At 47.9% G+C, this 26,195-nt stretch carries 20 protein-coding genes and 3 tRNA genes; 22 read left to right on the top strand and 1 reads right to left on the bottom strand.

Annotation, left to right across the window (positions count from 1 at the left end; genetic code table 11):
- The first annotated feature begins 29 nt into the window (after positions 1–29).
- From lspA to L1N85_RS12685, 15 genes are all read left to right on the top strand, one after another.
- Positions 30–551: a signal peptidase II gene (lspA, locus tag L1N85_RS12755; RefSeq protein ID WP_235238506.1), complete on the top strand. Its 522-nt coding sequence runs from the start codon at positions 30–32 to the stop codon at positions 549–551.
- Positions 532–1,470: an RluA family pseudouridine synthase gene (locus L1N85_RS12750; protein WP_235238499.1), complete on the top strand. Its 939-nt coding sequence runs from the start codon at positions 532–534 to the stop codon at positions 1,468–1,470. The genes lspA and L1N85_RS12750 overlap by 20 nt, the downstream gene beginning before the upstream one ends.
- Before the next feature lie 120 nt (positions 1,471–1,590).
- Positions 1,591–2,826, top strand: a complete 1,236-nt coding sequence (locus L1N85_RS12745) for an LL-diaminopimelate aminotransferase (RefSeq protein WP_235238497.1) — start codon at positions 1,591–1,593, stop codon at positions 2,824–2,826.
- 338 nt (positions 2,827–3,164) lie between these two features.
- Entirely contained in the window at positions 3,165–3,740 is a 576-nt protein-coding gene (pyrR, locus tag L1N85_RS12740) for a bifunctional pyr operon transcriptional regulator/uracil phosphoribosyltransferase PyrR (protein WP_235238493.1), read from the top strand.
- A complete protein-coding gene (locus tag L1N85_RS12735; protein ID WP_235238491.1) occupies positions 3,737–4,636 on the top strand; it encodes an aspartate carbamoyltransferase catalytic subunit in 900 nt (299 codons plus the stop codon). The genes pyrR and L1N85_RS12735 overlap by 4 nt, the downstream gene beginning before the upstream one ends.
- A 43-nt stretch (positions 4,637–4,679) precedes the next feature.
- Complete coding sequence (locus L1N85_RS12730; protein WP_235238490.1) at positions 4,680–5,966, top strand: dihydroorotase; 1,287 nt, start codon at positions 4,680–4,682, stop codon at positions 5,964–5,966.
- A 61-nt stretch (positions 5,967–6,027) separates the two neighbouring features.
- Positions 6,028–7,173: a glutamine-hydrolyzing carbamoyl-phosphate synthase small subunit gene (gene carA, locus L1N85_RS12725; protein ID WP_235238488.1), complete on the top strand. Its 1,146-nt coding sequence runs from the start codon at positions 6,028–6,030 to the stop codon at positions 7,171–7,173.
- On the top strand, positions 7,160–10,381 hold the full coding sequence (gene carB, locus L1N85_RS12720; protein WP_235238479.1) for a carbamoyl-phosphate synthase large subunit: 3,222 nt from the start codon (positions 7,160–7,162) through the stop codon (positions 10,379–10,381). Before carA ends, carB begins: the two co-directional genes overlap by 14 nt.
- A 151-nt stretch (positions 10,382–10,532) precedes the next feature.
- The gene (gene pyrF, locus L1N85_RS12715) at positions 10,533–11,270 is read left to right on the top strand and encodes an orotidine-5'-phosphate decarboxylase (protein WP_235238472.1); all 738 of its coding nucleotides are present in this window, start codon (positions 10,533–10,535) and stop codon (positions 11,268–11,270) included.
- The gene (gene pyrE, locus L1N85_RS12710) at positions 11,263–11,910 is read left to right on the top strand and encodes an orotate phosphoribosyltransferase (RefSeq protein WP_328285205.1); all 648 of its coding nucleotides are present in this window, start codon (positions 11,263–11,265) and stop codon (positions 11,908–11,910) included. Before pyrF ends, pyrE begins: the two co-directional genes overlap by 8 nt.
- Positions 11,911–12,078: 168 nt before the next feature.
- Positions 12,079–12,810, top strand: coding sequence for an ABC transporter ATP-binding protein (locus L1N85_RS12705; RefSeq protein ID WP_235238465.1), 732 nt, complete (start codon positions 12,079–12,081; stop codon positions 12,808–12,810).
- Positions 12,776–13,849: an efflux RND transporter periplasmic adaptor subunit gene (locus tag L1N85_RS12700; protein WP_235238464.1), complete on the top strand. Its 1,074-nt coding sequence runs from the start codon at positions 12,776–12,778 to the stop codon at positions 13,847–13,849. The genes L1N85_RS12705 and L1N85_RS12700 overlap by 35 nt, the downstream gene beginning before the upstream one ends.
- A gap of 3 nt (positions 13,850–13,852) precedes the next feature.
- Complete coding sequence (locus L1N85_RS12695; RefSeq protein WP_235238460.1) at positions 13,853–16,720, top strand: ABC transporter permease; 2,868 nt, start codon at positions 13,853–13,855, stop codon at positions 16,718–16,720.
- Positions 16,721–16,725: 5 nt separating this feature from the next.
- Positions 16,726–17,613, top strand: coding sequence for an ABC transporter ATP-binding protein (locus L1N85_RS12690; RefSeq protein WP_235238794.1), 888 nt, complete (start codon positions 16,726–16,728; stop codon positions 17,611–17,613).
- A gap of 5 nt (positions 17,614–17,618) precedes the next feature.
- Entirely contained in the window at positions 17,619–19,127 is a 1,509-nt protein-coding gene (locus L1N85_RS12685) for an ABC transporter substrate-binding protein (RefSeq protein ID WP_235238452.1), read from the top strand.
- 67 nt (positions 19,128–19,194) lie between these two features.
- Here the strand turns inward: L1N85_RS12685 and L1N85_RS12680 are convergent, their stop codons facing one another.
- On the bottom strand, positions 19,195–19,707 hold the full coding sequence (locus tag L1N85_RS12680; RefSeq protein ID WP_235238443.1) for a 2'-5' RNA ligase family protein: 513 nt from the start codon (positions 19,705–19,707) through the stop codon (positions 19,195–19,197).
- 171 nt (positions 19,708–19,878) lie between these two features.
- Here L1N85_RS12680 and L1N85_RS12675 point away from each other — a divergent pair, with 171 nt between their 5' ends.
- The 7 genes from L1N85_RS12675 (at position 19,879) to L1N85_RS12645 (ending at position 26,131) form a co-directional block, all read left to right on the top strand.
- Positions 19,879–20,043, top strand: a complete 165-nt coding sequence (locus tag L1N85_RS12675) for a hypothetical protein (RefSeq protein WP_235238441.1) — start codon at positions 19,879–19,881, stop codon at positions 20,041–20,043.
- A 113-nt stretch (positions 20,044–20,156) separates the two neighbouring features.
- Positions 20,157–20,233, top strand: a tRNA-Met gene (locus L1N85_RS12670).
- Between the two features lie 36 nt (positions 20,234–20,269).
- Positions 20,270–20,346, top strand: a tRNA-Ile gene (locus tag L1N85_RS12665).
- Between the two features lie 21 nt (positions 20,347–20,367).
- Positions 20,368–20,453 (top strand) — tRNA-Leu (locus L1N85_RS12660).
- 177 nt (positions 20,454–20,630) lie between these two features.
- Entirely contained in the window at positions 20,631–21,572 is a 942-nt protein-coding gene (locus L1N85_RS12655) for a site-specific integrase (RefSeq protein WP_235238439.1), read from the top strand.
- 1 nt (position 21,573) lies between these two features.
- The gene (locus L1N85_RS12650; RefSeq protein ID WP_235238436.1) at positions 21,574–22,860 is read left to right on the top strand and encodes a WG repeat-containing protein; all 1,287 of its coding nucleotides are present in this window, start codon (positions 21,574–21,576) and stop codon (positions 22,858–22,860) included.
- 421 nt (positions 22,861–23,281) lie between these two features.
- The gene (locus L1N85_RS12645; RefSeq protein WP_235238434.1) at positions 23,282–26,131 is read left to right on the top strand and encodes a metallophosphoesterase; all 2,850 of its coding nucleotides are present in this window, start codon (positions 23,282–23,284) and stop codon (positions 26,129–26,131) included.
- Positions 26,132–26,195 lie beyond the last annotated feature (64 nt).

Below are 26,195 nucleotides of genomic sequence, written 5' to 3'. Positions count from 1 at the left end.
TGCTTTACCAAAAACTTAGGAGTGATCGGATGCGTTTTTATTATTATTGGGTCGCATTGCTGGTGTTTGTCCTTGATTATGTAACGAAGAAAATAATTGCGACACAACTCGAAATCGGTGATCAGATTAGTGTTATCGGCAACTTCTTTCTTATCACATCGCATCGCAATCGCGGGGCGGCATTCGGCATTTTGCAGGATCAGCGTTTGTTTTTCATTATTATTACGATCGTTATCGTAACGGGTATTATATGGTACATACAGGCTGTGCGCAAATCGGCCAAGCCATGGCTCTTGATTGGATTAGGCCTTGTACTAGGCGGAGCGCTTGGCAATTTTCTGGATCGAGCGCGCTTTGGCGAGGTTGTCGATTTTCTTCAATTCAACTTCGGCAGCTATCAATTCCCGATATTTAACGTAGCTGATTCCGCTATCGTCTGCGGAGTAGCGCTAATTTTAATCGACACCCTTTTGTCCGCGAAGGATGAAAAAAAACGTTTGGAAAACGGAGAGGACAAGGAACCTAACAATCATGAGCAGCAACCCGTATAATGAAGAAGCTTTGGAGTGGATCGCCCTTGCGGAACAATCCGGAGAACGGTTGGATAAGTTCATCACGGACAGCATAGATGATGCAGCCGTGTCACGCACGCAGGTACAGGATTGGATAAAATCAGGCGCCGTCGAGGTTGATGGAAAAATAGGAAAAGCAAACTATAAAGTGGCCGAAGGCAATCGGATCGTCCTGCAAATTCCGGAGCCCGCGGATGCAGCCATCCTTCCGGAAGCGATTCCGCTGGAGGTCATCTATGAGGATTCTGACCTCATTGTCATTAATAAACCGAGGGGCATGGTCGTACACCCGGCACCGGGACATTCATCCGGAACATTAGTCAATGCGCTGATGCATCACTGCAAGGATCTTTCCGGCATAAATGGAATGATTCGTCCCGGGATCGTTCATCGTATCGACAAAGATACGACGGGACTCTTAATGGCTGCCAAAAACGATCTTGCGCATATTTCGTTAGCCGAGCAATTAAAGGACCATACGGTGACGCGCAAATATATTGCGCTCGTGCACGGCAATCTCCCGCATGACCAAGGGACGATTGATGCGCCAATCGGCCGCGATGCGAACGACCGCAAGCTGTTCACGGTAACGGACCGGAATAGCCGGCATGCCGTTACTCATTTTGTCGTTTTAGAGCGTCTAGATGACTATACGATTGTAGAATTGCAGCTGGAAACAGGCCGTACCCATCAAATTCGCGTGCATATGAAATATATCGGCCATCCGCTTGCGGGAGATCCGGTCTATGGAAGAAACAAGACAGTCGCTTTAAACGGACAAGCCCTTCATGCCGCAGTTCTTGGCTTTACTCATCCGAGAAGCGGAGAACGATTGCAATTTGAAGTGCCGCTGCCGGCCGACTTTGAGCATGTTCTGAACAGCTTGCGGATAAGGTAAACCCAGGCGTGTAAAAGTGCAAACTTTTCACCACTTTATTCATTATTTAGAGCCAAGAAGTGAGTTATTCTAAACATTAACAACAGAAATTAATGATAAAATAAGGATAGGTGACACCAAATGACTTCCATTAATCAAAATTATTTGGAGCTGCAAGGCAGCTACTTGTTTTCGGAAATTGCCAAGCGCCGTACAAAGTTTATTCAAGAAAACCCGAACGCAGAAATTATTAGCCTGGGAATCGGCGACGTTACGCGCGGATTGCCGGATGCGGTGTTGAAGGCTATGCACAGCGCGGTTGACGAGCTGGCCGCTCCAAGCTCATTCCGCGGTTATGGTCCGGAGCAAGGCTACGATTTCCTGATCAACGCGATTATCGAAAATGATTATAAAGCTCGCGGCATCAACATCGCTACGAATGAAGTGTTCGTAAGCGACGGCTCGAAATGCGATGTCGGCAATATTCAAGAAATTTTCAGCGAGAACAGCATCGTTGCCGTTCAAGATCCCGTGTACCCGGTCTATGTGGATACGAACGTAATGGCTGGCCGCTCCGGCAAATACAATCAGGAAACGAAGCGCTATGAGAATATCGCTTATCTAGAGTGCACGGCCGAAAATGATTTCAAGCCAAGCTTGCCTGACCGCAAGGTTGATATCATCTACCTTTGCTACCCGAACAATCCGACTGGCATGACGCTGACAAAGGAAGAGCTTAAAGTATGGGTTGATTATGCGAAAAAGAACAACTGCATCATTTTGTACGATTCTGCTTATGAGGCGTTTATCCAAGAAGAGGATGTTCCGCACAGCATTTATGAAATCGAGGGTGCCCGCGAGGTTGCCATCGAATTCCGCAGCTTCTCGAAAACGGCTGGTTTCACAGGCGTTCGTTGTGCTTATACAGTTGTCCCCCGCGAGTTGAAGGGTTTAGACGCAGCAGGCAATGAAGTTTTGATTAATGACCTGTGGAATCGCCGTCATACTACGAAATTCAATGGCGTATCTTACGTAACGCAACGCGGCGCAGCTGCCATTTATTCGGCGGAAGGCAAAGAGCAAATCAAATCATTAGTTGACTATTACATGACCAATGCAGCGATTATCCGTGACGGTCTTGCTTCACTTGGGCTCGAAGTGTTTGGGGGCGTGAACGCTCCTTACATCTGGCTCAAAACACCGAACGGCATGGATTCTTGGTCTTTCTTCGATAAGCTTCTGACTGAAGCGAATATCGTTGGTACTCCAGGCGTAGGGTTCGGTCAAAGCGGACAAGGCTATTTCCGCTTAACCGCTTTCGGAAGCCGCGAGAATACCGAAAAGGCGGTTGAACGGATCCGGAAACTAAGTCTTTAGTATCCAGCGCTGCCCTTGCATAGCTGATTGGAATTGAACCACACTATGTACAAGCGGAAATATTCGTTTTTGCTTGACATCTTTTGTCGAACGTGGGATAATTCCTATGATAAACAGCAGTACCTTTAACTCAGTCCCGAGAGGCTGGCAAGGTAGCGTGAATAACAGGTCTATAGAAGAGAAGCAATAGGACATCCTTTATAACAGCTTTCTGAGACGGAAGCTGTAAAGGTGCACCTAATCTTTTCGTGACTGATCACAAGCTCCTTGCGAATGACGCAAGGAGCTTTTTTTGTCGCAACCTGACAGTTCGATGACTATGGAAGGAGTATGCGGAAATGACGGAGGAAGAGCATTTGGTCATCATGGATGAAACGGCGATTCGCCGGGCATTAACGCGAATTGCTCACGAGATCGTGGAGAAGAACAAGGGCATCGATAACTGCGTGATCGTGGGAATTCGAACGCGTGGGATTTATTTGGCGCATCGGATCGCAGAGCGGATCAAGGATATAGAAGGGAAGCCGGTGCTTGTGAACGAGCTCGACATTACCCAATATCGCGATGACCGCAAAGCAATCGCATCCGCGGATGCAGAGGTTGCGGCGGCGCTGGGCGAGACCGGAGGAGCTCCATTCACCGTCCAGGACAAGAAAGTTATTTTGTTCGATGATGTGCTGTATACGGGGCGCACGATTCGTGCGGCGATGGACGCGATTATGGACTGCGGACGACCGCAGAGCATTCAGCTGGCGGTTTTGGTAGATCGAGGGCATCGAGAGCTGCCTATTCGGCCGGACTTCGTCGGTAAGAACGTACCAACCTCCAAGCAGGAGCAAATCGAGGTGCAATTGACGGAAATCGATCAAATCGATCAAGTTACGATTATAAATCAAAGGGGGCATGCCGGATGACGATGACGAAGCTCAGACAACGGAGTTTGCTCGGATTAAAGGATTTAAGCAAAGAAGAGATCGAATCGATTCTTGACCGCGCAGCTTATTGGGCAAATCAACAGATTAAGGTACACGCGGCGATGCAAGGCAAATTTGCCGCGAACATGTTTTTCGAGAACAGTACAAGAACGCGTTTTTCCTTCGAGGTCGCAGAGAAGCGGCTGGGAGCAGAAGTATTGAATTTCTCGGCGGCGGTATCGAGCGTACAGAAAGGCGAGTCCATCTACGACACAGTACGCACGTTGGAATCGATGGGGATCGACGTCGGTATCATCCGTTTGAAACCGATTGGCGTGCTTGCCGAGCTCGCTACGAAAATAAAGGTTCCGTTAGTAAATGCCGGAGACGGCAATAATGAGCACCCGACACAAGCTTTGCTCGATTTGTACACGATGCGCAAACATTTTGGACATCTTAAAGGATTGACGGTTTCGATTGTGGGAGACGTTCTTCACAGCCGGGTTGCCCGATCAAACCTATGGGCGCTGCAAAAGTTTGGTGTGAACGTCAACTTCTGTTCGCCGCCGAACCTGCAGGCTTCAGAGCTGGACGTTTCCTATGTCTCCATCGATGAGGCTTTGAAATCGGATGTAGTTATGATGCTCCGGGTACAGCTGGAACGCCATGAGAGCGGCATGCTGAGCTCGGCAGAAAGCTACCGCGAGCATTATGGTCTTACGGTCCAGCGTGCAAGCAAGCTAGCCGAGCATGCGATTATCATGCACCCGGCACCGATCAATCGGAACGTTGAAATTGACGATGAGCTTGTTGAGCATCCGCAATCACGCATTTTCCCGCAAATGGAAAATGGAGTTCCAATCCGAATGGCAGTTATCGAACGGGCACTAAGCTAGTCTAATTATCATAAACGGAATAGATTCGGAGGGTGAACAAATAATGTCTTTATGGATTATTAACGCTAATGTATGGAATGATGCTTCGGGAAGTCTGGAAGCTAAACATATTCGTATCGATAACGGCAAAATCGAAACCATCGTTGACGGTGCCGAAGCGCCGGACACAGGCAGCGCGGAAGTCATCGATGCGCAAGGAAAGCTGGTATCTGCAGGCTTTATCGATATGCATGTGCATTTGCGCGACCCAGGGTTTGAATATAAAGAGGATATCGCTACAGGCACTCGCTCGGCGGCTAAGGGCGGCTTCACAACCATCGCTTGCATGCCGAATACTCGTCCGGTAACGGATACGCCGGAAACGGTCCGCTACATTACAGACAAGGCTCAGCAGGTTGGCATCGTGAAGGTGCTTCCTTATGCAGCGATCACCAAGAACGAGCTTGGACGCGAGCTGACGGACTTCGCCGCTTTGAAGGAAGCCGGAGCAATCGGTTTTACGGACGACGGAGTTGGCGTGCAGAACGCTCAAATGATGAAGAATGCGATGACGTTGGCGAAATCAATGGATATGCCGATCATCGCGCACTGCGAGGATGACTCCTTGGTTGAAGGCGCTTGGGCGTCGGAGGGCGAGTTTTCCCGCAAGCATGTCTTGAAGGGTATTCCGAACGAATCGGAAGCGATTCATGTAGGCAGAGATGTTTTGCTTGCTGAAGCGACGGGCGTTCACTATCATGTGTGCCATGTCAGCACGGAGCAATCGGTTCGGCTTATCCGCCTCGCTAAGCAAATTGGTGTACGCGTAACCGCTGAGGTTTGCCCGCATCATCTGCTGCTTTCTGACGAGGATATCCCCGGACTGGATGATGCGAATTGGAAAATGAATCCGCCGCTCCGCACGCCGCGCGACGTTCAAGCAGTTGTCGAAGGGCTTGAGGATGGAACGATCGATATGGTCGTAACCGATCATGCACCGCATAGCGCTGAGGAGAAAGCGCGCGGCGTTCAGCTTGCTCCATTCGGAATCGTAGGCTTCGAAACGGCCTTCCCGCTCTTGTACACCAAGTTTGTGCAAACCGGACAATGGACATTGGGCTTTCTTTTACGGCGTATGACTACAGACCCTGCTCGCGTCTTCCGTCTTCCAGAGGGGCGGCTAGAGCAAGGAGCGCCAGCTGATCTTACCATTGTCGACCTGAAGAGCGAGCGTATGGTTGATCCAAGCACCTTTGCATCGAAGAGCAATAATACGCCATTCGGCGGCTGGAAGCTTAGCGGCTGGCCGGTAGCGACAATTGTAGAGGGCAACGTTGTCTGGTCGGAATAGTGACTGCTAAATTACTTAATTCAATAGATGGGGAATAATCAACACCTGAGGAGTGATACGGATGCAAGCAAGATTATTATTGGAAGACGGTACATTGTTTACAGGCCTTTCGTTCGGCGCTGAAGCTCAATTGATGGGTGAAGTTGTATTTAATACGGGAATTACCGGTTATCAAGAGGTTCTGTCAGACCCGTCCTACTGCGGACAGATCGTTACGATGACATACCCGCTTATTGGCAATTACGGCATTACGCGCGATGACTTTGAAGCCATTCGCCCGTTCATACACGGATTTGTCGTTCGACGTCATGAAGAGGTGCCAAGCAACTGGCGCGCGCAATATTCGCTTGGCCAATTGCTTAAAGAATACGGCATTCCGGGCATTAGCGAAATCGACACGCGCATGCTGACACGGAAACTTCGTCATTACGGCACCATGAAAGGTCTTATTACAACAGGCAACGAAAGAGTTGAGGAGCTTGCTGAACGTCTGAACATCTCGAAACTGATGACCGATCAAGTGGCTCGGACCTCAACGCCTAACCTGTTCTCGAGTCCTGGAGAAGGGGAGCGTATCGTGCTTGTAGATTTCGGTGCAAAGAGCGGTATTCTGCGCGAGCTTACCAAACGGGGCTGTGACGTAGTCGTCGTTCCGCACAACACAACGGCTGATGAGATTCGTCGCCTGGCCCCGGACGGCATTCAATTGTCTAACGGACCTGGGGATCCGAAGGACGTTCCTTACGCTGTAAAAATGATTTCCGAGCTGCTCGGCGAATTCCCGATCTTCGGCATTTGCTTAGGCCATCAGCTGTTCGCGCTGGCTTGCGGAGCGGATACGACGAAGCTGAAGTTCGGTCACCGCGGCGGTAACCATCCGGTTAAAGAGCTTGCATCTAATCGTTGCTACATTACATCACAAAACCATGGCTACACTGTGCTCGAGGAATCGGTTGCTAATACAGCTTTGACAGTAACGCACATTAATAACAACGACCGTACGATTGAAGGTCTAAAACATAAAACATTCCCGGCTTTTTCGGTTCAATATCACCCGGAGGCTGCTCCAGGTCCTTTCGATTCGAGCTACTTATTCGATGAGTTCCTGCAAATGATCCGTACGCATAAGATTAATAACCCGCAAAAACGTCGTCAAGCTGTGTTATCGGAGACGTTGAAAGGAGAGCTTCAATATGCCCAAAAATAATGAACTCAAAAAAATTCTCGTAATCGGGTCCGGTCCGATCGTCATCGGACAAGCGGCTGAATTCGATTATGCCGGAACGCAGGCTTGTCAAGCGCTGAAGGAAGAAGGCTATGAGGTTGTTCTTATTAACAGCAACCCGGCTACGATTATGACGGACACGAACATGGCCGATAAGGTCTACATCGAACCTATTACCCTTGAATTCGTATCACAAATCATTCGTCAAGAACGTCCGGACGGCTTGCTTCCGACACTCGGCGGCCAAACCGGCCTTAATATGGCCGTTGAGCTTGCGCGCGCAGGGGTGCTTGAGCGCGAAAACGTGAAGCTGCTGGGTACGCAGCTGACGGCTATAGAAAAAGCGGAAGACCGCGATTTGTTCCGGGAGCTAATGCGTGAGCTGGAGCAGCCGGTACCGGACAGCGATATCGTTACGACGGTTGAGGCTGCCGTAGACTTCGCAAACCAAATCGGTTACCCGATTATCGTTCGTCCAGCATACACACTGGGCGGCACAGGCGGCGGTATATGCGCGAACGAGGAGGAGCTTCGTGAAATCGTAGCTTCCGGCATTCGTTACAGCCCAATCGGCCAATGCTTGATCGAGAAATCGATCGCCGGCATGAAGGAAGTCGAATACGAGGTTATGCGCGATGCGAACGATAATTGTATTGTCGTGTGCAACATGGAAAACTTCGATCCGGTTGGCGTACATACCGGCGATAGTATCGTTGTGGCGCCCAGCCAAACGTTGTCCGACCGCGAGTACCAAATGCTCCGTTCGGCATCGCTCAAAATCATTCGCGCCCTGAACATCGAAGGCGGCTGTAACGTACAGTTCGCGCTCGATCCGCAGAGCTACCAATATTATGTCATTGAGGTTAATCCTCGCGTAAGCCGTTCTTCGGCGCTTGCATCCAAAGCGACGGGCTACCCAATCGCAAAGATGGCGGCAAAAATTGCAATCGGCTATACGTTAGATGAGCTTGTAAATCCGGTTACGGGTCAAACCTACGCTTGCTTTGAACCAACGCTCGATTACATCGTATCGAAAATACCGCGCTGGCCTTTCGACAAATTCGTCAATGCGAACCGTAAGCTCGGTACGCAAATGAAAGCGACAGGCGAGGTAATGGCAATTGGCCGTACGTTCGAGGAATCGATTCATAAAGCGGTACGCTCGCTCGAAATCGGCGCGCACCGCCTTCACTTGAAGGAAGCTTCCTCGCTTGAGGATGTTGTCCTGCGCGCACGTCTTGAGAAGCCGGACGACGAGCGGATGTTCTTAGTTGCGGAAGCATTCCGCCGCGGCTACAAGCTGCAAGAAATTCAGGATATTACGAATATCGACTGGTGGTTTCTAGATAAAATTCAACTGATCGTCGCTTTTGAGGACCGTCTTCGCAGCGAATCGACTTTATCGCAACAAACGCTCTATGAAGCGAAGCGCAAAGGCTTCTCTGACCGTTCGATCGCCGAGATTCGCCGCGAGGGCTTCCCGAACGGAAGCCACACGACGGAAGCGGATGTTCGCGCGTTCCGTTTGCAGCATAATCTAAAGCCTGTATACAAAATGGTCGACACTTGCGCTGCTGAATTTGAAGCATCGACACCGTATTACTATTCGACATACGAAGTTGAGAATGAAGTGATTGAAACGAGCAAACAAAAGGTGCTCGTGCTTGGCTCGGGCCCAATTCGTATCGGTCAGGGGATTGAGTTTGACTACTCGACGGTACATGCGGTATGGGCGATTCAAAAAGCCGGTTACGAAGCCGTCATCATCAACAACAACCCGGAAACGGTTTCGACTGACTTCAGTACTTCCGACAGACTATATTTCGAGCCGCTGTTCTTCGAGGATGTCATGAATGTAATCGAGCAAGAGAAGCCGATCGGCGTTATTGTGCAATTCGGCGGCCAAACCGCGATTAACCTCGCAGCGCCGCTTTCGAAGGCTGGCGTACGCATTCTTGGATCCAGCCTTGAAAGCATCGATGCAGCGGAAGATCGCAAAAAATTCGAAGCTTTGCTTCGCAGCCTTAACATTGCGCAGCCTGAAGGCAAAACGGTCATTTCGGTTGATGAAGCGGTAATGACGGCTCAAAAACTTGGCTATCCGGTGCTCGTTCGTCCATCATATGTACTTGGCGGCAGGGCAATGGAAATTGTATATTCCGATGAAGAGCTTCTGAGCTATATGGAAGTAGCTGTGAAGATCAATCCCGAGCATCCGGTCTTGATCGACCGCTACATGCTTGGCAAAGAAGCAGAGGTTGATGCGATTTGCGATGGCGAGACCGTTCTAATTCCGGGTATCATGGAGCACGTAGAACGCGCAGGAGTTCACTCCGGCGACTCGATCGCGGTATACCCGCCGCAATCGCTGTCCGATGAGATCAAGCAGCAAATCGTCGACATTACGATCAACATTTCTAAAGCTCTGAACGTAATCGGGCTTGTTAACATCCAGTTCGTTATCCATCAAGATAAAGTGTACGTCATTGAAGTGAATCCGCGTTCGTCGCGTACGGTTCCTTTCTTGAGCAAAGTAACAAACCTGCCAATGGCGAACCTTGCTACGAAGGCGATACTGGGCACGAAGCTTGCCGAACTGGGCTACACGGACGGTCTGTGGCCGGAAGATGAGTACGTATCCGTAAAGGTGCCTGTATTCTCCTTCGCGAAGCTGCGCCGCGTTGACCCGACGCTGACGCCTGAGATGAAATCGACCGGCGAGGTTATGGGACGCGACGTGCAATATGCAAAAGCGCTGTACAAAGGTCTTATCGGCGCTGGAATGAAAATTCCGACATCGGGTGCCATTATTGCTACGGTAGCCGACAAAGACAAGGAAGAAGCGACAGAATTGCTTCGCGGCTTCTTTAATCTCGGTTACAAAATCATTGCAACAGGCGGTACGGCGAAGGTGCTGGAGGAAGCCGGCTTAATCGTCACAACGGTGAACAAGCTAAGCGAAGGCTCGCCGAACATTCTCGATCTCGTACGGGAAGGGCAAGCGCAATTTGTCGTCAATACGCTGACAAAAGGCAAGACTCCTGAGCGCGACGGCTTCCGCATTCGTCGTGAAGCGGTAGAGAACGGCGTTGTTTGTATGACATCGCTTGATACCGTTCGGGCTTTGCTCGTCATGCTCGAAACGCTTAACTTCTCCTCGCGCTCTATGCCAGTGCTGCTGAAGAACTAAAAAACATGCAAGTTAATCACAGTTAAAAAGTACGGCCAGCGTCACTCGCTCCGCTATCTTCCACTAAGGTGTTAACCTTATCGAAGTTAGTCCGAAGCGGACGTATGGCCGTTTATTATGCAAATCAACAGAGAAAAAGGGGAGATATCGAATGAAGCTGACTAACGAGCAAGCAGCTGGAAAAATTATGGTTGCTTTGGATTACCCCGATGCCGCTGCGGCGGAACGTCTAATCGCCGATCTGCAAGGGATTCCATGCTATATGAAGGTTGGGATGCAATTGTTTTATGCAGCGGGTCCTGCCTTTGTGGAAAGCTTAAAGAAGCGGGGCTACTACGTTTTTCTCGATGTGAAAATGCATGATATACCGAACACCGTCAAAGGCGGGGCAAATAGCGTGACAAAGCTTGGTGTTGACATGTTTAACATCCATGCGGCAGGCGGCGGCGCTATGCTTGAAGCTGCGCTTGAAGGCGTGGATGCGGCTATGACCGGCAGCGGATTGAAAAGGCCGGCAGTCATAGCGGTGACGCATCTGACAAGCACCAGCCAATTGATGCTAAACGAGCAAATCGGAATCGAAGGAACGGTCGAAGCGGCGGTTCTCCGTTATGCGCAGCTGACAAAGGCGGCCGGTCTTGACGGCGTCGTCGCTTCCCCTTCTGAGGTTGAAGCAATTAAAGCTGCCTGTGGAGCCGCTTTCCAAACCGTGACGCCTGGAATCCGGCCTAAAGGCGCGGATGTAAACGATCAATCACGCATTATGACGCCAAGCGAAGCGCTAAAGCAGGGCACGGATTACATGGTAATCGGTCGTCCTATTACGGCTGCACCTCAGCCTCGAGCCGCGTTAGAATCCATTATTGAGGAGCTGACTTCCTATGAGTAAACTAACATTGGCACAATTGCCAAAGGAAATTGCAAAAAACTTGCTTGAGATCGAAGCGGTTGCGCTTCGTCCGAATGAGCCGTTTACGTGGACGTCGGGTATCAAATCGCCTATCTATTGCGACAATCGCCTTACGATGGCTTATCCAAAAATCCGCGATCTTATCGCGGAGGGCTTCGCTGCGATCATCCGCGAGAATTATCCGGATGCTGAGGTCATTGCGGGAACATCGACTGCCGGCATCCCTCATGCAGCATGGGTAGCACAAAAGCTTAATCTTCCGATGGCTTATATTCGAGACAAAGCGAAAGGCCACGGCAAACAGAACCAGATCGAAGGCAAAGTCCTTCCCGGACAAAAAGTGGTCGTGATCGAGGATCTGATTTCGACAGGGGGCAGCTCGCTGAAAGCGGCGCTTGCGGTTCGTGAAGCAGGCGCGGAGGTAGCGGCTGTACTTGCTATCTTCACGTATGAATTCGATACAGCTGTTCAGGCATTCGCTGCTGAACAAATGCCGCTGGCAACGTTGTCGAACTATAGCGCGCTTATCGGAGCGGCGGTCGAGTTGGGAAAGGTTGCGGCGGAGGATGTAACGACGCTGCAATCGTGGAGAAATGATCCGCAATCGTTCGGTAAATAGGAAACAGCATGAATGACGAGAAGGCGTGTTCCCTTTCAAAGGGGAGCATGTCTTTTTTTATGCGGAATTCATCATTCGGCTAATCGGCGTAACCTTTTAAGCATGTCCTTCGTCTATCATGTTAGATGAGAATTATGAAAGAAAATGGAGGAGGGATCGGGAGCGCTCATGGCCTTTCCGCAGGAAGCAAAACATACTGAAGAGCAGCAGCTTGAACCGGCAGTGGAGCAACGCAGCCTGCTTACCGTGACGAACGTAGAGCGTATATTTCATGTGGGCGGCTCGCCGCTGCATGTATTAAAAGGCATTCGAATGGAGCTCAAGGAAAGCCAGCTTGTCATGCTAAGAGGGAGATCGGGCTCCGGCAAGACGACCTTGCTCAATTGCTTGGGCGGCCTCGACACGCCGAGCAAGGGCGAGATCCTATTCAACGGCTTACCTTTTCATAGCATGAGCGATGATGGACGAACTTTGGTGAGGCGCAAGGATATGGGGTTTATTTTCCAGGCATTCGCGCTCATGCCATTGTTATCGGCATGGGAGAATGTCGAGCTTTCCCTTCGCATGGCGGGCGTATCGCGCACGTTGTGGAAGGAGAGAGTCGCACATTGCTTGGAGCTGGTTGGATTAGAGAAACGAATGCATCATCGGCCCTTCGAGCTCTCGGGCGGTGAACAGCAGCGTGTCGCTATCGCGAAAGCGATTGCGCACAAGCCGATGCTGCTTTTAGCCGATGAACCAACGGCTGAGCTTGATTCCAATATGTCGGCTCAAATAATGGCGGTCTTTCAAAATATAATTCGCACCGAACAAGTCTCGATATGTATGACAACACATGATCCTACGATTTTGGAGGTTGCCGACCATGTCTATGAAATGGTGGACGGGAAATTTATTTAAACGTTCAATGGTTGTTGTTATGAGTGTTTCAATTGTATTTGCAAGCGGCTGCTCGCTGCTCCCGGCAGAGGAAGAGGAAGAGGTATTGCCGGAAATCAATCCGCCGCAAATATCGAAAAAGCCGGAATACGAGGTCACGACAGCGACTCTTGAAACGAAGGTGCAGGTCATTGGCAAGCTGATTTCATTAGAAGAGGAAACGTTGTTTTTTACGTTAGACGGGAAACATCTGAAGGAGCTGTATGTGAAAGCTGGCGATAAGGTGAAAGCCGGTCAGGTGATTGGCGAGCTGGATGTGGATGACATGGTCAAGGCTCTTCGCTTGGAGCGGCTTGCTTTCAAGAAAGAAGAAATTGCGATGAAAGAAACGCTCCGCGGGCGTGACGATATGGATCCGATCGAATTCGAGGAGAAATCGATCGCATTTGAAGAACGCAGACAAAAGCTGACGGACATGGAGGAGGAAATCGGAAAGGCAACCTTAACCGCCCCCTTTGCCGGTACTATCGTGACCTTAAACGTACAAAAAGGCGACCTGATCAAAGCTTACGCTCCGATCGCGATCGTGGCGGATACGAGTCTATTTACACCTGCCGCGAAGCTGACCAAAACCGAACTGGAGAAGGTAGCTGTCGGTATGGAGGCAGTCGCTAACCTTAGCAGCGCCGGAACCTATAAGGGGAAAGTGAAGCAATTGCCGAATAAGGCAGACGAGCAAAACAATGGCGGAGGAACAGGCGGTCAGCCGGGGGAAACGAAACCGGAGCGTCCTGAGGATTTCCTCATCGTCGAAATTAAAGATCTGCCAAAGGACTTAAATCGGGGCACGCCTCTATCGATTAACATCATTACAAAACGCACGGAAAATGCAATCGTTATTCCTCCTTCTACGCTTCGTTCGATCGGCTCGCGCACGTATGTTCAAGTTATAGATGAAGAAGGCAAGCGCGAGGTAGACGTAGAGGTCGGTCAACAAACCGCGACGCAGGTCGAGATCCTGCAAGGTTTGAAGCCGGGGCAGAAAGTTGTAGGTCGATAGCCGATGGGAATTCCGCTGTTTCGTTTTTTGTTCCGCAAAATGTGGAACACGCGTTGGCTAACCTTAAACACGCTGGCCGGTCTGACCTTGGCGGTTGCGTTCGCGACCAGCATACCGATGTATGCGGACGGGGCGCTCAAGAGAGTGGTAGCCGATTCGCTGCGGCAGAAGAGCACCGGATTGCCTGCAGGCTCACTTCTCATGCGATATCAGACACCAGCTGGCGGGAAAACGGACTTAGCGGCATTAACCGGGCTTGAGCGTTACATCTCGGAAGGGATACCGAAGGAAATCGGGTTCCCATTCGATACGTACGTCAATAGTTATTCCATCCGAAGCGCCGAGGTTGTGCCGGAGGATTCGACGAAGGTCGATGCTGGACGCAATCGTCAATTGACGATTATGGCGATGTCCGGGCTCGAAGCGAATACAGAACTGACACAGGGCCGATGGTTTGTGAAGAGCGAAGGAGACGGCAGCTTGCTCGAAGCCGTCATGTTCGAGGAAGCGATGTATCGGAATGATGTACATATCGGCGATGTATTTAAATATCCGATATACGGCGGTCTTGATCTTACATTGCGGGTCAAAATCGTCGGTGCCGTAAAGCCGCTAAGCGATACCAGCTCTTACTGGTATCAAGGAATGGAGGGACTTCTGAACACCTTCCAAATAAGCGAAGAGGCTTTCAGCAAAGCGCTGCTCGGCAAGCAAAGCATTCCGCTGCACAATGCAAGCTGGTACTATGTTTACGATCTGACAGAAATTCAAACGAGCCAATTAACGCCGCTCGGCCGGAAGCTTGAACGTCTCAATATTGAATTGTATCAGCGTCTTAAGGATACGCGAATCGAAATTTCATTCGCGTCAACGCTTACGGAATTCAAGAAGCAAAGCTTGCAGCTGCAGACGCTTTTATTCACGCTGGCTGCTCCAATGCTGGCGATGGTCTTCTATTTTATCGCCATGAATGCCCGCCAATCGTTGGATAAACAGCGAAGCGACATCGCGGTGCTGCGAAGCCGGGGAGCCGGCACGCGCCAAATTATTTGGATTTACTTGCTTGAAGGCCTTGTGCTAGGCGGATTCGCGCTTGCGATCGGACCGTTTCTCGGCTGGTTTATGGCAAAGAGCATAGGCTCGGCCAATGGCTTTCTGTCATTCGTGAATCGAAAGTCGATACCGGTCGGCTTCTCGACGGAAGCGATAATCGCCGGCGGAGCGGCGGTATTGCTCGCATTGCTTGCAACCGTCATTCCGGCAATCATTTATGCAAGATCATCCATTGTAAACTACAAGCAAGAGCTTGCGCGTTCCGACCGAAAGCCGGGCTGGCAGCGTTGGTATCTCGATGTCCTATTAATTGCAGCTGCCGGCTATGGCTGGTACATGTTCAATGAGCGGCAGATGCTAACTTTTCAAACCGGTATGACAACCGATCAGCTAAACGTACAGCCGTTTCTCTTTTTTGTGCCGGCGCTCTCCATATTTGCGCTTGGATTATTTTTTCTAAGGCTGTTTCCTTGGCTGCTTAAGCTTTTCAATTGGCTCGGACGCAAGTTTTTGCCGGTGCCGCTTTATTTGACGCTGACGCAGCTATCGCGCTCGTCCAAAGGCTATTATCCGCTTATGATTTTGTTAGTGTTAACGTTAGGGCTTGGCGTTTACAATGCTTCCGCAGCAAGAACGATCGATTTGAATTCGACGGAACGGATTCTCTACAAATACGGTACCGACGTCACGATTCAATCCGTATGGGAAGGCACGGCGGAAGCGGCGACGACAACTGGCAGCGGAGGCTCGGGCGGAGGAGCAGGAGGAAGCTCGGGCAGCGGCGGCGGAGCCGGAGGCGGCCAAACCGTTCCTACGCGTATTTTGTACAGCGAGCCGCCTTTCGAGCTGTTCCGTTCACTTGAAGGAGTAGAGGCCGCTGCGCGGGTATTGCAATCGAAAGGGAATGTCGTAATCTCAGGGAAATCGATCGGCCAAGGGACCATAATGGGAATCGACAACGTCGATTTCGCTAAAGTAGCCTGGTTCCGAGATGATTTGTACCCTGTTCATCCCCATCATTATTTGAATAATTTGGGGTTATACGAACATGCAGCGGTCATTCCTTCGAAAGTGGCGGAAAAATATCAATTGAAGCTGGGCGATCCGGTATCGGTCGGCCTTCCGGAAGGCATGCTCGAATTCACCGTCGTTGGAATATTGCCGTATTGGCCTAGTCAATATCCGGACAAATCGCCATTCGTCATTGCGAATTTGGATTATATTTACGATCAGCTTCCGCTCATGCCATATGAGGTGTGGCTGAAGATGAAGCCTGATGCTAAGGTAGCGCCCATTGTTGGTGAGCTGCAGAAGGCAGGCGTTGAGCTGGCATCCGTCGAGGATGTGAGAAGCGAGCTTATCTCGCAAGCTAAGCACCCGACAAGGGGCGGCGTATTCGGTATATTAAGCCTTGGCTTCTTAGTTTCCGTTATCATTACGCTTGCAGGTTATGTATTGTATTGGTTTTTCAATCTATCAGGCCGAGTCGTACAATTTGGCGTATTGCGGGCCATGGGATTATCCCGCAAACAGCTCACCGGAATGCTGCTGCTTGAGCAGCTGTTCACTGCAGGTTTGGCAATTGGCCTTGGTGTACTCATCGGCAAAGCGGTTAGCCTGCTGTTTCTGCCATTTCTGCAGACGACTGAGAACGCAGCGGAGACGGTACCGCCGTTCCGGGTTGTTTTCGATTCGAATGATACGAACCAGTTGTTTTTCGTTGTCGGATTCATGATGCTGATCGGAGCGGTGCTGCTCTTCCTGCATATTCGCAGGCTAAGAGTGCATCAGGCGGTCAAGATGGGAGAAGAGCGATGACAGCGATGATAGATTGCGAAGGCTTGGTGAAAATTTATAAAACCGATGACCTTGAGGTGGTCGCGCTGCAAGGCTTGAATTTGAAGGTGGACGAAGGCGAGCTGATGGCCATCATCGGCAATAGCGGCAGCGGAAAATCGACGCTTCTCAATACATTAGGCGGTCTTGACCGCCCTTCTGCCGGTCAGGTGAAGGTTGGTCCCTGGGATCTGCTCAAAATTACCGAAGAGGAGCTCGTGAAATACAAGCGTGAAACGGTAGGCTTCATTTGGCAAAATAATGCCCGCAACCTGCTGCCGTATTTATCCGCGTTAGAAAATGTGGAGATGCCGATGATGCTCTCCGGTAAGGTGGATCGCGCTTATGCGAAGCAGCTGCTTGAATGGGTAGGCTTGAAGGAGCGCATGCATAACAAGCTGCATCAGCTGTCCGGCGGCGAGCAGCAGCGGGTCGCCATTGCGATATCCTTATCCAACCGGCCGAAGCTGCTGCTTGCGGATGAGCCTACGGGGTCTGTCGACACGGCAACCTCGGATTTAATAATGGGCATTTTTCGTCAGCTTAACCGTGAAATTGGCATTACGGTCGTGATCGTAACGCATGATTTGACGCTTGCCGGCAAGGTGGACCGGGTTGTTGCGATACGGGACGGATTAACGAGCACGGAATTTATTAAACGGAATCCGAATATTAATCCGGATGGAGGTGAGGCAGAACTTCCGGCGGCGGGCGGACTGCAATCTGTTCATGAAGCTTATGTTGTGGTAGACCGGGCCGGACGTTTGCAAGTGCCTAAGGAGAATTTATCGGCTCTTAATATTAACGACAAAGCGACGATGGAGTTTGACGGTAAGCGGATTATTATTACTCCGCCTAAATCATTGGGGGGTTAAATCGAATGAACAGTAAACGTTTATCAGGATTGGGAATTCGTAAAATTGCTTTGCTTGGCCTTACGCTTTCCTTGCTTATCAGCTTGCTGGCCGCATGCAGCGGGGGTTCAAATGAGTCAGCGGAGAAACGGGTGCTGCGGATCGGATTTGTATCCGGCTCCGCGGATATGGAGTCCTATTACAGACAGCAATACACAGATACGTACGAAATTATGAACCAAAATATTGAAATTGAAATCGTTAATGCGATTAACTATGATGATCAGCGCTTTGAGCAGACTGAACCCGGCAAGCCGTCTGAACAACCGGATCCTTATGAGAAAATGAAAGAAATGCTCACCGGACAAAATCCGGTCGATGTCATCGTCTTCGATTACAATCAGCTTCGCCGCCTTACGCAGGATAACCTGCTGCAGCCATTAGATCCGCTTGTCACGCAGGACAAATTCGATTTAAGCGATTATGTGCCGACCGTTATGGACGGCATCAAATCTGCGGGTGACGGCAATTTGTATGCATTGACGCCAACCTTTAGCTCCTCCGCCCTTTTTTATAACAAAAAAATATTTGCCGATTTGGCCATTTCGCCGCCAACCGACAAAATGGAATGGCAGGAGGTTTTCAATCTTGCCCGCCAAGCCGCTAAAGGGGAAGGAGAGGACCGCAATTTCGGTTTCTCCTTTAACAGATGGATGTCCGATGGCTTCAACGATACGCAGGTGTACAGCCAGGCGCTGCAGTTGAAGATATGGGATGACAAAGGCGAGAAAATGCTTGTGAACAGCGATCAATGGGAAGAGGTATGGAATACCGTTGCATCTTTCTACAAGGATGAAATCGTTCCGACCCAGCAGTACATGCAGACCATGTATGAAAAGCAAAGCGAAATGGGAGGCGGCCATGACCCGTTCAACGGCGATTTATTTATAAAAGGCAGGGTTGCGATGACAATCGGCGATTACGGCTATATCAACGAGCTGAAGAGAGCATCGGATCATGCATCGAAGATCAAAGATTTTGTGCCGGTTGACTGGGATGTAGTAACCGTGCCCGTTAATCCGAATGATCCGGAAACGGGCGGCAGCATTTATTTGAGCCAGTTAATGGGGATCAATGCGAAAGCGCAAAATGACAAGGACGCTTGGGATTTCATTAAATTTATAAACGGCAAGGATTGGGCGAAGCTCAAATCGAGAAGCGTATATGAGATGGTTGCGCGCAAAGAGTTTTTGAAGCCAATCGGCGGTTTACAGTATAACATTGATGCGTTCACTACGCTCAAGCCTCTGCCTCCGGCAAGTTCGGATGCCGATATGGTTTACCGCGAAAAGCCGGGTATATGGGAAGCGCAGCAGTTCGGCTATCAGCTGTTCCAGGAAGTCATTGAAGAAAAGAAGTCGGCCCGTGAGGCACTCGCAGAGTGGGAGACGAAGGGCAATGCCGTACTTGAGCGCTTGAAGACGAATCCGGAAGGCGGAAACGGCGGCATCGAGGTTATGCCGATGCCGAGATAACGAACAGGAATATAGTGAAAGCTCGTAAACGACCGTGTGTCGCTTACGAGCTTTTTTCCTATATCGGTTATCCTCTAAGGAGGAAGGTCTGATAGGCGGTCCAAGAGCCGTTATCGGTCTGGTACAGCAAATGAATACGGTCAAGTCTGGATGTGATGTCAAAGGTTTGCATGCGTAAATTGCCGTATTGATCATGAAGCTCTTCTGCGGACATATTTTGCCCGATGGTGAGATGCGGCGTATAGACATACTTTGATGTGCCGTTCGTCAATGGGCCGCTGCAAACATCCCCGTGAAGCTTTTGCATGGCTGCTGTTTCCTTAAGCGCTAAATAAAGCACATTGTTTACCGGATAGAAGGAAGACACCCGATTAAAATGGACGGAGAAAGGGGGGAAAGCCGATGTAATCTTCTCAAGATGCTCTACAGCAAGCTGAAGCTGCTCATCCGTCCATTCCTCTTCTTCTCGCACGGTCATATGAGCAGGTATTAAGCAATAATGCGGATCATGACGTCTTCGCCAGCTGTTCGCGAGATCCTGTACATGCTTTTCCGGAAATATGGCGATACCGAATAACATTGTCATCAGCTCCTTCAAATGGCCTAGTTTGAGTATACCCGATTTTCCCTAATTATAAGAAGCTGTAACCATTAAGGCTTGTAATTTCCGAAATTGGGTATTCTAAACGTATAAGCAGCACGGAAATAACAAGCTTCGATGCTGTCATTATATTCATTAGGGGGGATTCGAATGAAATGGGTGTACTGGGTAAGACTGTACGAAACGAAGTTTCAGGCTGGGTGCCTGGTTAGGCGAATGGAAAACGATTGGTGGGTATACGGCTATGAGTGCCCGCGCGAGGTAGAGGTATTTCGTTCACGAAAAGGCCGGTTCGGCGTACGATATCTTCCTTGATGAGAAGTCATAAAAATTAATTTAGAATATTTTGCTTGACTTAAATCATGCCCATATAGTATATTATTTTATGTCGCCATTTCAAGAAGCTTTTGAAACAAATGGACATACGTCGCGGGGTGGAGCAGCCCGGTAGCTCGTCGGGCTCATAACCCGAAGGCCGCAGGTTCAAATCCTGCCTCCGCAACCAACCTTTCGATGAATACGTGAAATATACGTTTTTCGAGGGCCCTTAGCTCAGTTGGTTAGAGCGGTCGGCTCATAACCGATTGGTCGGGGGTTCGAGTCCCTCAGGGCCCACCATTTGCAAAGCTTCCACAACATGCCGGGGTGGCGGAACTGGCAGACGCACAGGACTTAAAATCCTGCGGTGGGTGACCACCGTACGGGTTCGATTCCCGTCCTCGGCATACCTACTTACATAAGGGTTTTCCTTTGACAGTAGCAATCCTAAAAACCATAAAAAATGATGAATCCTGTGTACCAGATTGTGGCTCTGCTAGCCGCACAGGACTCATCGCGTGAGATTCTTTTTCGCACTATCTGTATCCAAAATACAGGTGAAGGCGAAGGAGGATTTTTTAGTTATGGCGGTAAGAATGAACAAGGTAAAGAGGGCACCAGCGACAATTGAAGAGGCATTGGATCGATTCATTACCTGGAAGAAAGCGAATGGAATTAGCGATCAGACCCTACTGGACTACACGACACATGTTAACCTGTTATTTAAGCGATACCCTGATGCAAAGCAGTCTTACGATCAACTGGAACAGGCGGTCGTTGATCATCTAGGACAAGAAGGGATCAAGCCCGCAACCTACAACAATCGACTCGTGTACCTCCGTACATTCTTTAACTGGTGTGTGGAGCATGGCATGATATCTGATAACCCCTTGAATGGCTTCAAGAAGCGAAAGGATGAGGGACGGCATGTTAGTGTTGATGAAGACACGCTTGCCCGTCTAATAGCCCTTCCGAACCGCGAGACGTTCGCTGGATTGAGGGATTATACATTGTTCCTGCTTTTTCTCGATTGTGGAATTAGACCCAAGGAAGCATTCAGCCTAGATGAGGGGGATTTCCACCCGCGAGCCAGAGAAATGCGTGTCGATGCAGCTAAAGCTAAAACTCGTGTATCTCGTACTTTACCATTATCTCCAATGACAGTTGAGGCAATTCAAGAACTGCTGTCTGTTCGTCCTAAGGAGTGGAGCGGGAAAGCGCCTATATTCTGTACGAATGAAGGTAAGTCGCTAAACAGGCATACATGGGGCGACCGAGTTGAAATGTACTGCAAGAAGCTGGGGACGCATTTATGGCCCTATGCGTTGCGTCATGCCTTCTCTATAGTGTTTTTACGCGGCGGCGGTAATGCATTTGGATTGCAACAGATGCTGGGTCATGTGGATATGACCATGACCAAACGATATGTTAAGTTGTCAAATACTGATGTTAAGGAACAACATAATACTGCCTCTCCTCTGAACAGGTTAATTCAGCAAAAGGTTAGGGTAGGTAAGATAAAGTGATATGATTGAACTCCTGATTCCATTGCAATTTGATGGTTACAATTATTGGGACAATCCTGGTGAATTCCACGAAGGTCGCGCTTCTATACTGTTGGACGACAAGTATGGTTTTATTGATCAGTCAGGTAAAGTTGTTATCGCTCCTCAATTCATGACGGCTCCAACAAACTTTTCAAAAGGATTAGCGGGAGGAATTCGTGATTTTTCTCTCGTCTACATTGATGACGAAGGGAATACAGTAGTCGATACTGGGTTTAATGGTTATTTCGGCGTGTACTCGGAAGACGGGCTAGCAGCAGTTATGAGAGACGGATTATGGGGATATATAAACCAGGCAGGATCGATTGTTATAGACTTTCAGTATGAAGAAGCATTAGACTTCACTGATGGACTGGCTGCAGTCAAGAAAGAGGGTCAATGGGGTTATATTGATCGAAATGGACAGGTAATAATCCCAATTCAATATTCTGCAGCTAACGAGTTCTCTGAGGGTGTTGCTCTTGTATCCACGGACGGCGCAATGTTCGGTTACATCAACAGAGTGGGCGAGCTGCTTTCAGGTTATGAATTCTTCAATAAGAGTAGCTCCTTTCATCAAGGACTCGCAAAGGTTCACATTATTGGCAATCAGGACAAGTTTGGGTTCGTATCATTGGTGGATGAGGAGCTTGCCCCTACTGTTCAGGAGAATGCAAAACCGACTTCTGAATTGAATGCATTTGGAGGCAAGTGGAGTACGCCAGGTTCGGACGAGTTGGCGTTCAACCTCTCCTTTACCGATAAAAAAAACGGTGTTATTACCCATTACAGTATGGGACAAGAGTATCCGAATAACTTTGGCTATATTCAATCTGCTGATAATAGCGTTATATTACGAGTCGGTGATGATGAACAGAATCGAACAACTGTGAAGTTAGTACTCGGAGGAGACAGCCTTACTTATGAACAGAACGGTCAGACCTACAACCTGGAGAGATCGGGTGGTAGCCAAGTAACAAATGAAGCGGCTGAAACAAGCTTGATTGATGGATTTAAGGGTAAATGGTGCGATGCAAATAGTACCTTCTGTATTCAACTCTTTTTCGGTGTCGACTCAAACGGGATAATCGATTATTTCAAAGATGGTCAGATTTCCACCAGTGTCGATTTTAAGATAAATTATCAGGAGGAGAACTACCTGGAATTAGATGCAGGTGGTGTGAATGTTCTGCTTACCGTTGACGATGACGGGGGAAGCATGGAATTCTTCGATGCATTATCGAATGTAACGATGACAAGGAAGGAATAGCGCCCACGAGGCGCTTTTCTTTTGCTCAAAGCAGGGTAATCGTACGTTCGTGTCGAATAATAGGACAAAAGTTGGAATGGTCGGCGGTGGATAACACATGATTGTAAAGTACTTCGGTATCATAATCGATCGCCGGTAAGCGGGTCATCCACGGCGAGTCAAGTATAAAACTGAACATGGCTTCAATTCTGAACTTGATTTGTATGAAAGAGTCTTACCTAATTATATACTAGTAACTACTGACAGAGCACTTGCTGAGATGTTACCAAGTACCTGGAGAAGATAACTTAGCGCCTGTGGGGTGCTATACTGATCTATTTCAGTAAGATTGCTGAATATGGTGAAAATATATTATTGATCTCTGTTACTGAGAAACTGGCTTCAAGTACTTTATTTATATTATTGATGGGAGTCAATATACATGGTGATACTTCACTTATCCGATTTACATTTTGGTTCTGAGAAAAGCAGCGATGCTTATGGACTTGAACATAGAAATATAGTTCTTTCTGGTCTATTAGATTGTATAAAATCACAAGATTCAGAATGGCAACCAGAAATTATCTGTATTTCTGGAGATATAGGATATTCTGGTAAGAAGTCCGATTATGATTCAGCTTCAACATGGCTCAAAGAATTGCTGGATGTTACGGGACTAACACCAAATGAAATAATTCTATGCCCTGGGAATCATGATGTAGATCGTAGTGAGAGAGGTTTCCTTTATCCATCTACTGCGGGTGAAGCTGACGAGTCACTTAAATTACCTGTGCCTAAACATATTGTCAGTAGATTTGATGAATATACCTCATTTTGTAAATCTTTTGGTATACCTCCTTTACAATTACAACAGGAGGATAATTATTTAGTAGGGTCTCGATTTATTAATAGCATAAGTTTTGTATCTTTAAACTCATCATGGTTCTGCAACGGAAAACTAGATAAAAACAGACTTTGGATGGGACGGCCACATATTATCTCTCTTGAATCATCTGGTATTCTTAAAGCAAAGAATAGGACAGAAACTACGGTTACTTTAGTCCATCATCCCGATTCATGGCTTCATGAGGATGAGACCAACCCCTACGGAATATCAACAAGATTTAGTACTTTTGACTATTTGGCAGCACGTTGTGACATAATACTTACGGGACATACGCATGCAAAGCTTAAAAAACCTAATAAAATAGTTGATTCTGCCTGGCATGTTACAGCTGGAGCAGCCTTTGATAATTCAGCTCATTTTAATAGTTTTTCATTAATGAAAGTGAGTAGAGAGGGTTTTACATCGCGGCAGTTTGAATTTGATCCAAGCATTACAGACGGAGAGAATTGGTTGCAGAAAGGTACTGCTTCATACTATGCATTTGTAAGTAAACCAAAGCCTCCAGATTTTTACAAGCCTTCTGGGGCTGTAAAAGAGACTTCAATTAACGAGATGAAAGAGAAGTCCATTAAATATGCAGCACAGGAGAAAGATAAGAAATCAAGAGCTATAAAAGGAATGGGGGCTCTTCCCCATCTAATAGAGCGTGATGTTTCTGTATTTATTCAAACGGAGCAAATTATAATCGATGATGAAGGGAAATTTAGACCCAATCACATTGAAATTCGTGAGCCGTTTATTTCTGCAGTTAAAAGAAATTCTAAGACTATTCTTCTTGCTGAGCTAGGTGGAGGTAAAAGTACACAAGCGACTCAGCTAGTACAATCCTTAATTGAAAAAGAAAATAGCCTTGCATTTTTGGTGCCAGCCTCTAAATTAAAAGGGGGGACATTTGGCACTATTAAAGAAACCATAAACAAGATTTCTGAACTGATTAAGGACCTACTACTTCTTGAGGGAGAGTTTAGTCTAATAGAATTAATGTCCCAAAGGATTGAAGTGACGGTTGTTGTTGATGGAATTGATGAGCTTGAATCGCGGCAAGCTAGAATTATATTGGAGAGACTATCCGATGTTGTAAATCAATGGGCTCAAATACGGATTGTAGTTACTGGAAGGCCAATTGAGTTGGTGGGATTTAATTATGAACAATGGCAATTGCTGGGTTTGGCTAGGTTAAATGAATCGGAAATATTCCAGCTATTCTATAACGAATCCATTGCCAATGGTATGTCACAGGAGAAGGCTGAATCTGATTCCCAAAATGCAATAGCGGTGCTTAATAGCAGAAAACAACTTTCTATTGCTGCCTCAACTCCCTTATTTCTAAGACTTCTATACCCAAGGTTATCACGAACGGCTACCTTTGAAAAATATTCTTTAGGCGATCTGTTGTTTGATCTTCTCGATGAACGATTAATGGGTTGGTCATCCCGCAGTTCACAAGACATCCTTGAAGAAGATTTTGAAAAAACATTTCCAATAAAGAGTAGTCGATTATCTCTGATAGCAAAAGCGGCAAGCGTAATAGAGAATGGCGATAATTGTATTACAAGATTCAGTTTAGAACACTTTTTTTGTGAAGAATTCACTAGACAAAGAAGATCAAATCCCGAAATCTTGGCTTCTCAAGTTGTTTCTTTTTTATTAAGACATATTCTAGTTGAAGAAAATGGATTTGTCTCCTTTCCAGTGCAGCCATTGTTGGAATGTTCGTTAGCTGTTTATCATATTGAAAGGCTTGCGACAGCTGAACAAGATGTAAATAGCGATAACATTCATTGGCGTATCGTCTCATTTATGGCTACATATGTGAGAAGAATTAATCGAATTAATGAAATAAAGAATTGGTTTAACTCTTATTTAGCTGATCTTATGAAAAAGAATAAAAATACTGCTGCGGCTTCATTAATAGTGGTTGAGTCAGAGAATTCAGAACTTGCTCTGCATGCGCTAAGTCTATTTAAAAAGGCGGGATTTAGACCTATATTTTTTTACGGTGAAGATTCCGAATATATAGCTGAATGTATCGCTCGCACCCTGTTCATGGCAGGTGATGAAGCCATGTTTTGGTTTTATAACCAATACCTCGATCCAACTAAACCTACATCCGATAGAACAACTGAGATAGCAGGAAAAGTGATAAGTTACTGGGTAAAGTTGTCTAAGCCTCATAGGCTATCACATGAAGTTGTTTGTTTATTTAAGAATTTAATAAAGCCGCATATGTTAGTAGAGTATCATCAGAATAATATACTTCTCGGATCCTTAGCTCTTTTGTTACCAGACTTATTCTCTCCAGCACAAAGATCAAAATTATTAATTTACTTACTTTGGCGAAGTGCCTTAAATGTGGCTATTCGCAGTTTAGCATGGGTTGTGTAAATCTATAAAACTTGGACAAGGGAATCGTATTCAGTTCAAATCGCTAGATTGTTCTCCACCTGAT

Source organism: Paenibacillus alkaliterrae (assembly GCF_021532375.1).
GTDB classification, from domain to species: Bacteria; Bacillota; Bacilli; order Paenibacillales; family Paenibacillaceae; genus Pristimantibacillus; species Pristimantibacillus alkaliterrae.
This window is presented reverse-complemented; position numbering and strand designations above follow the sequence as displayed.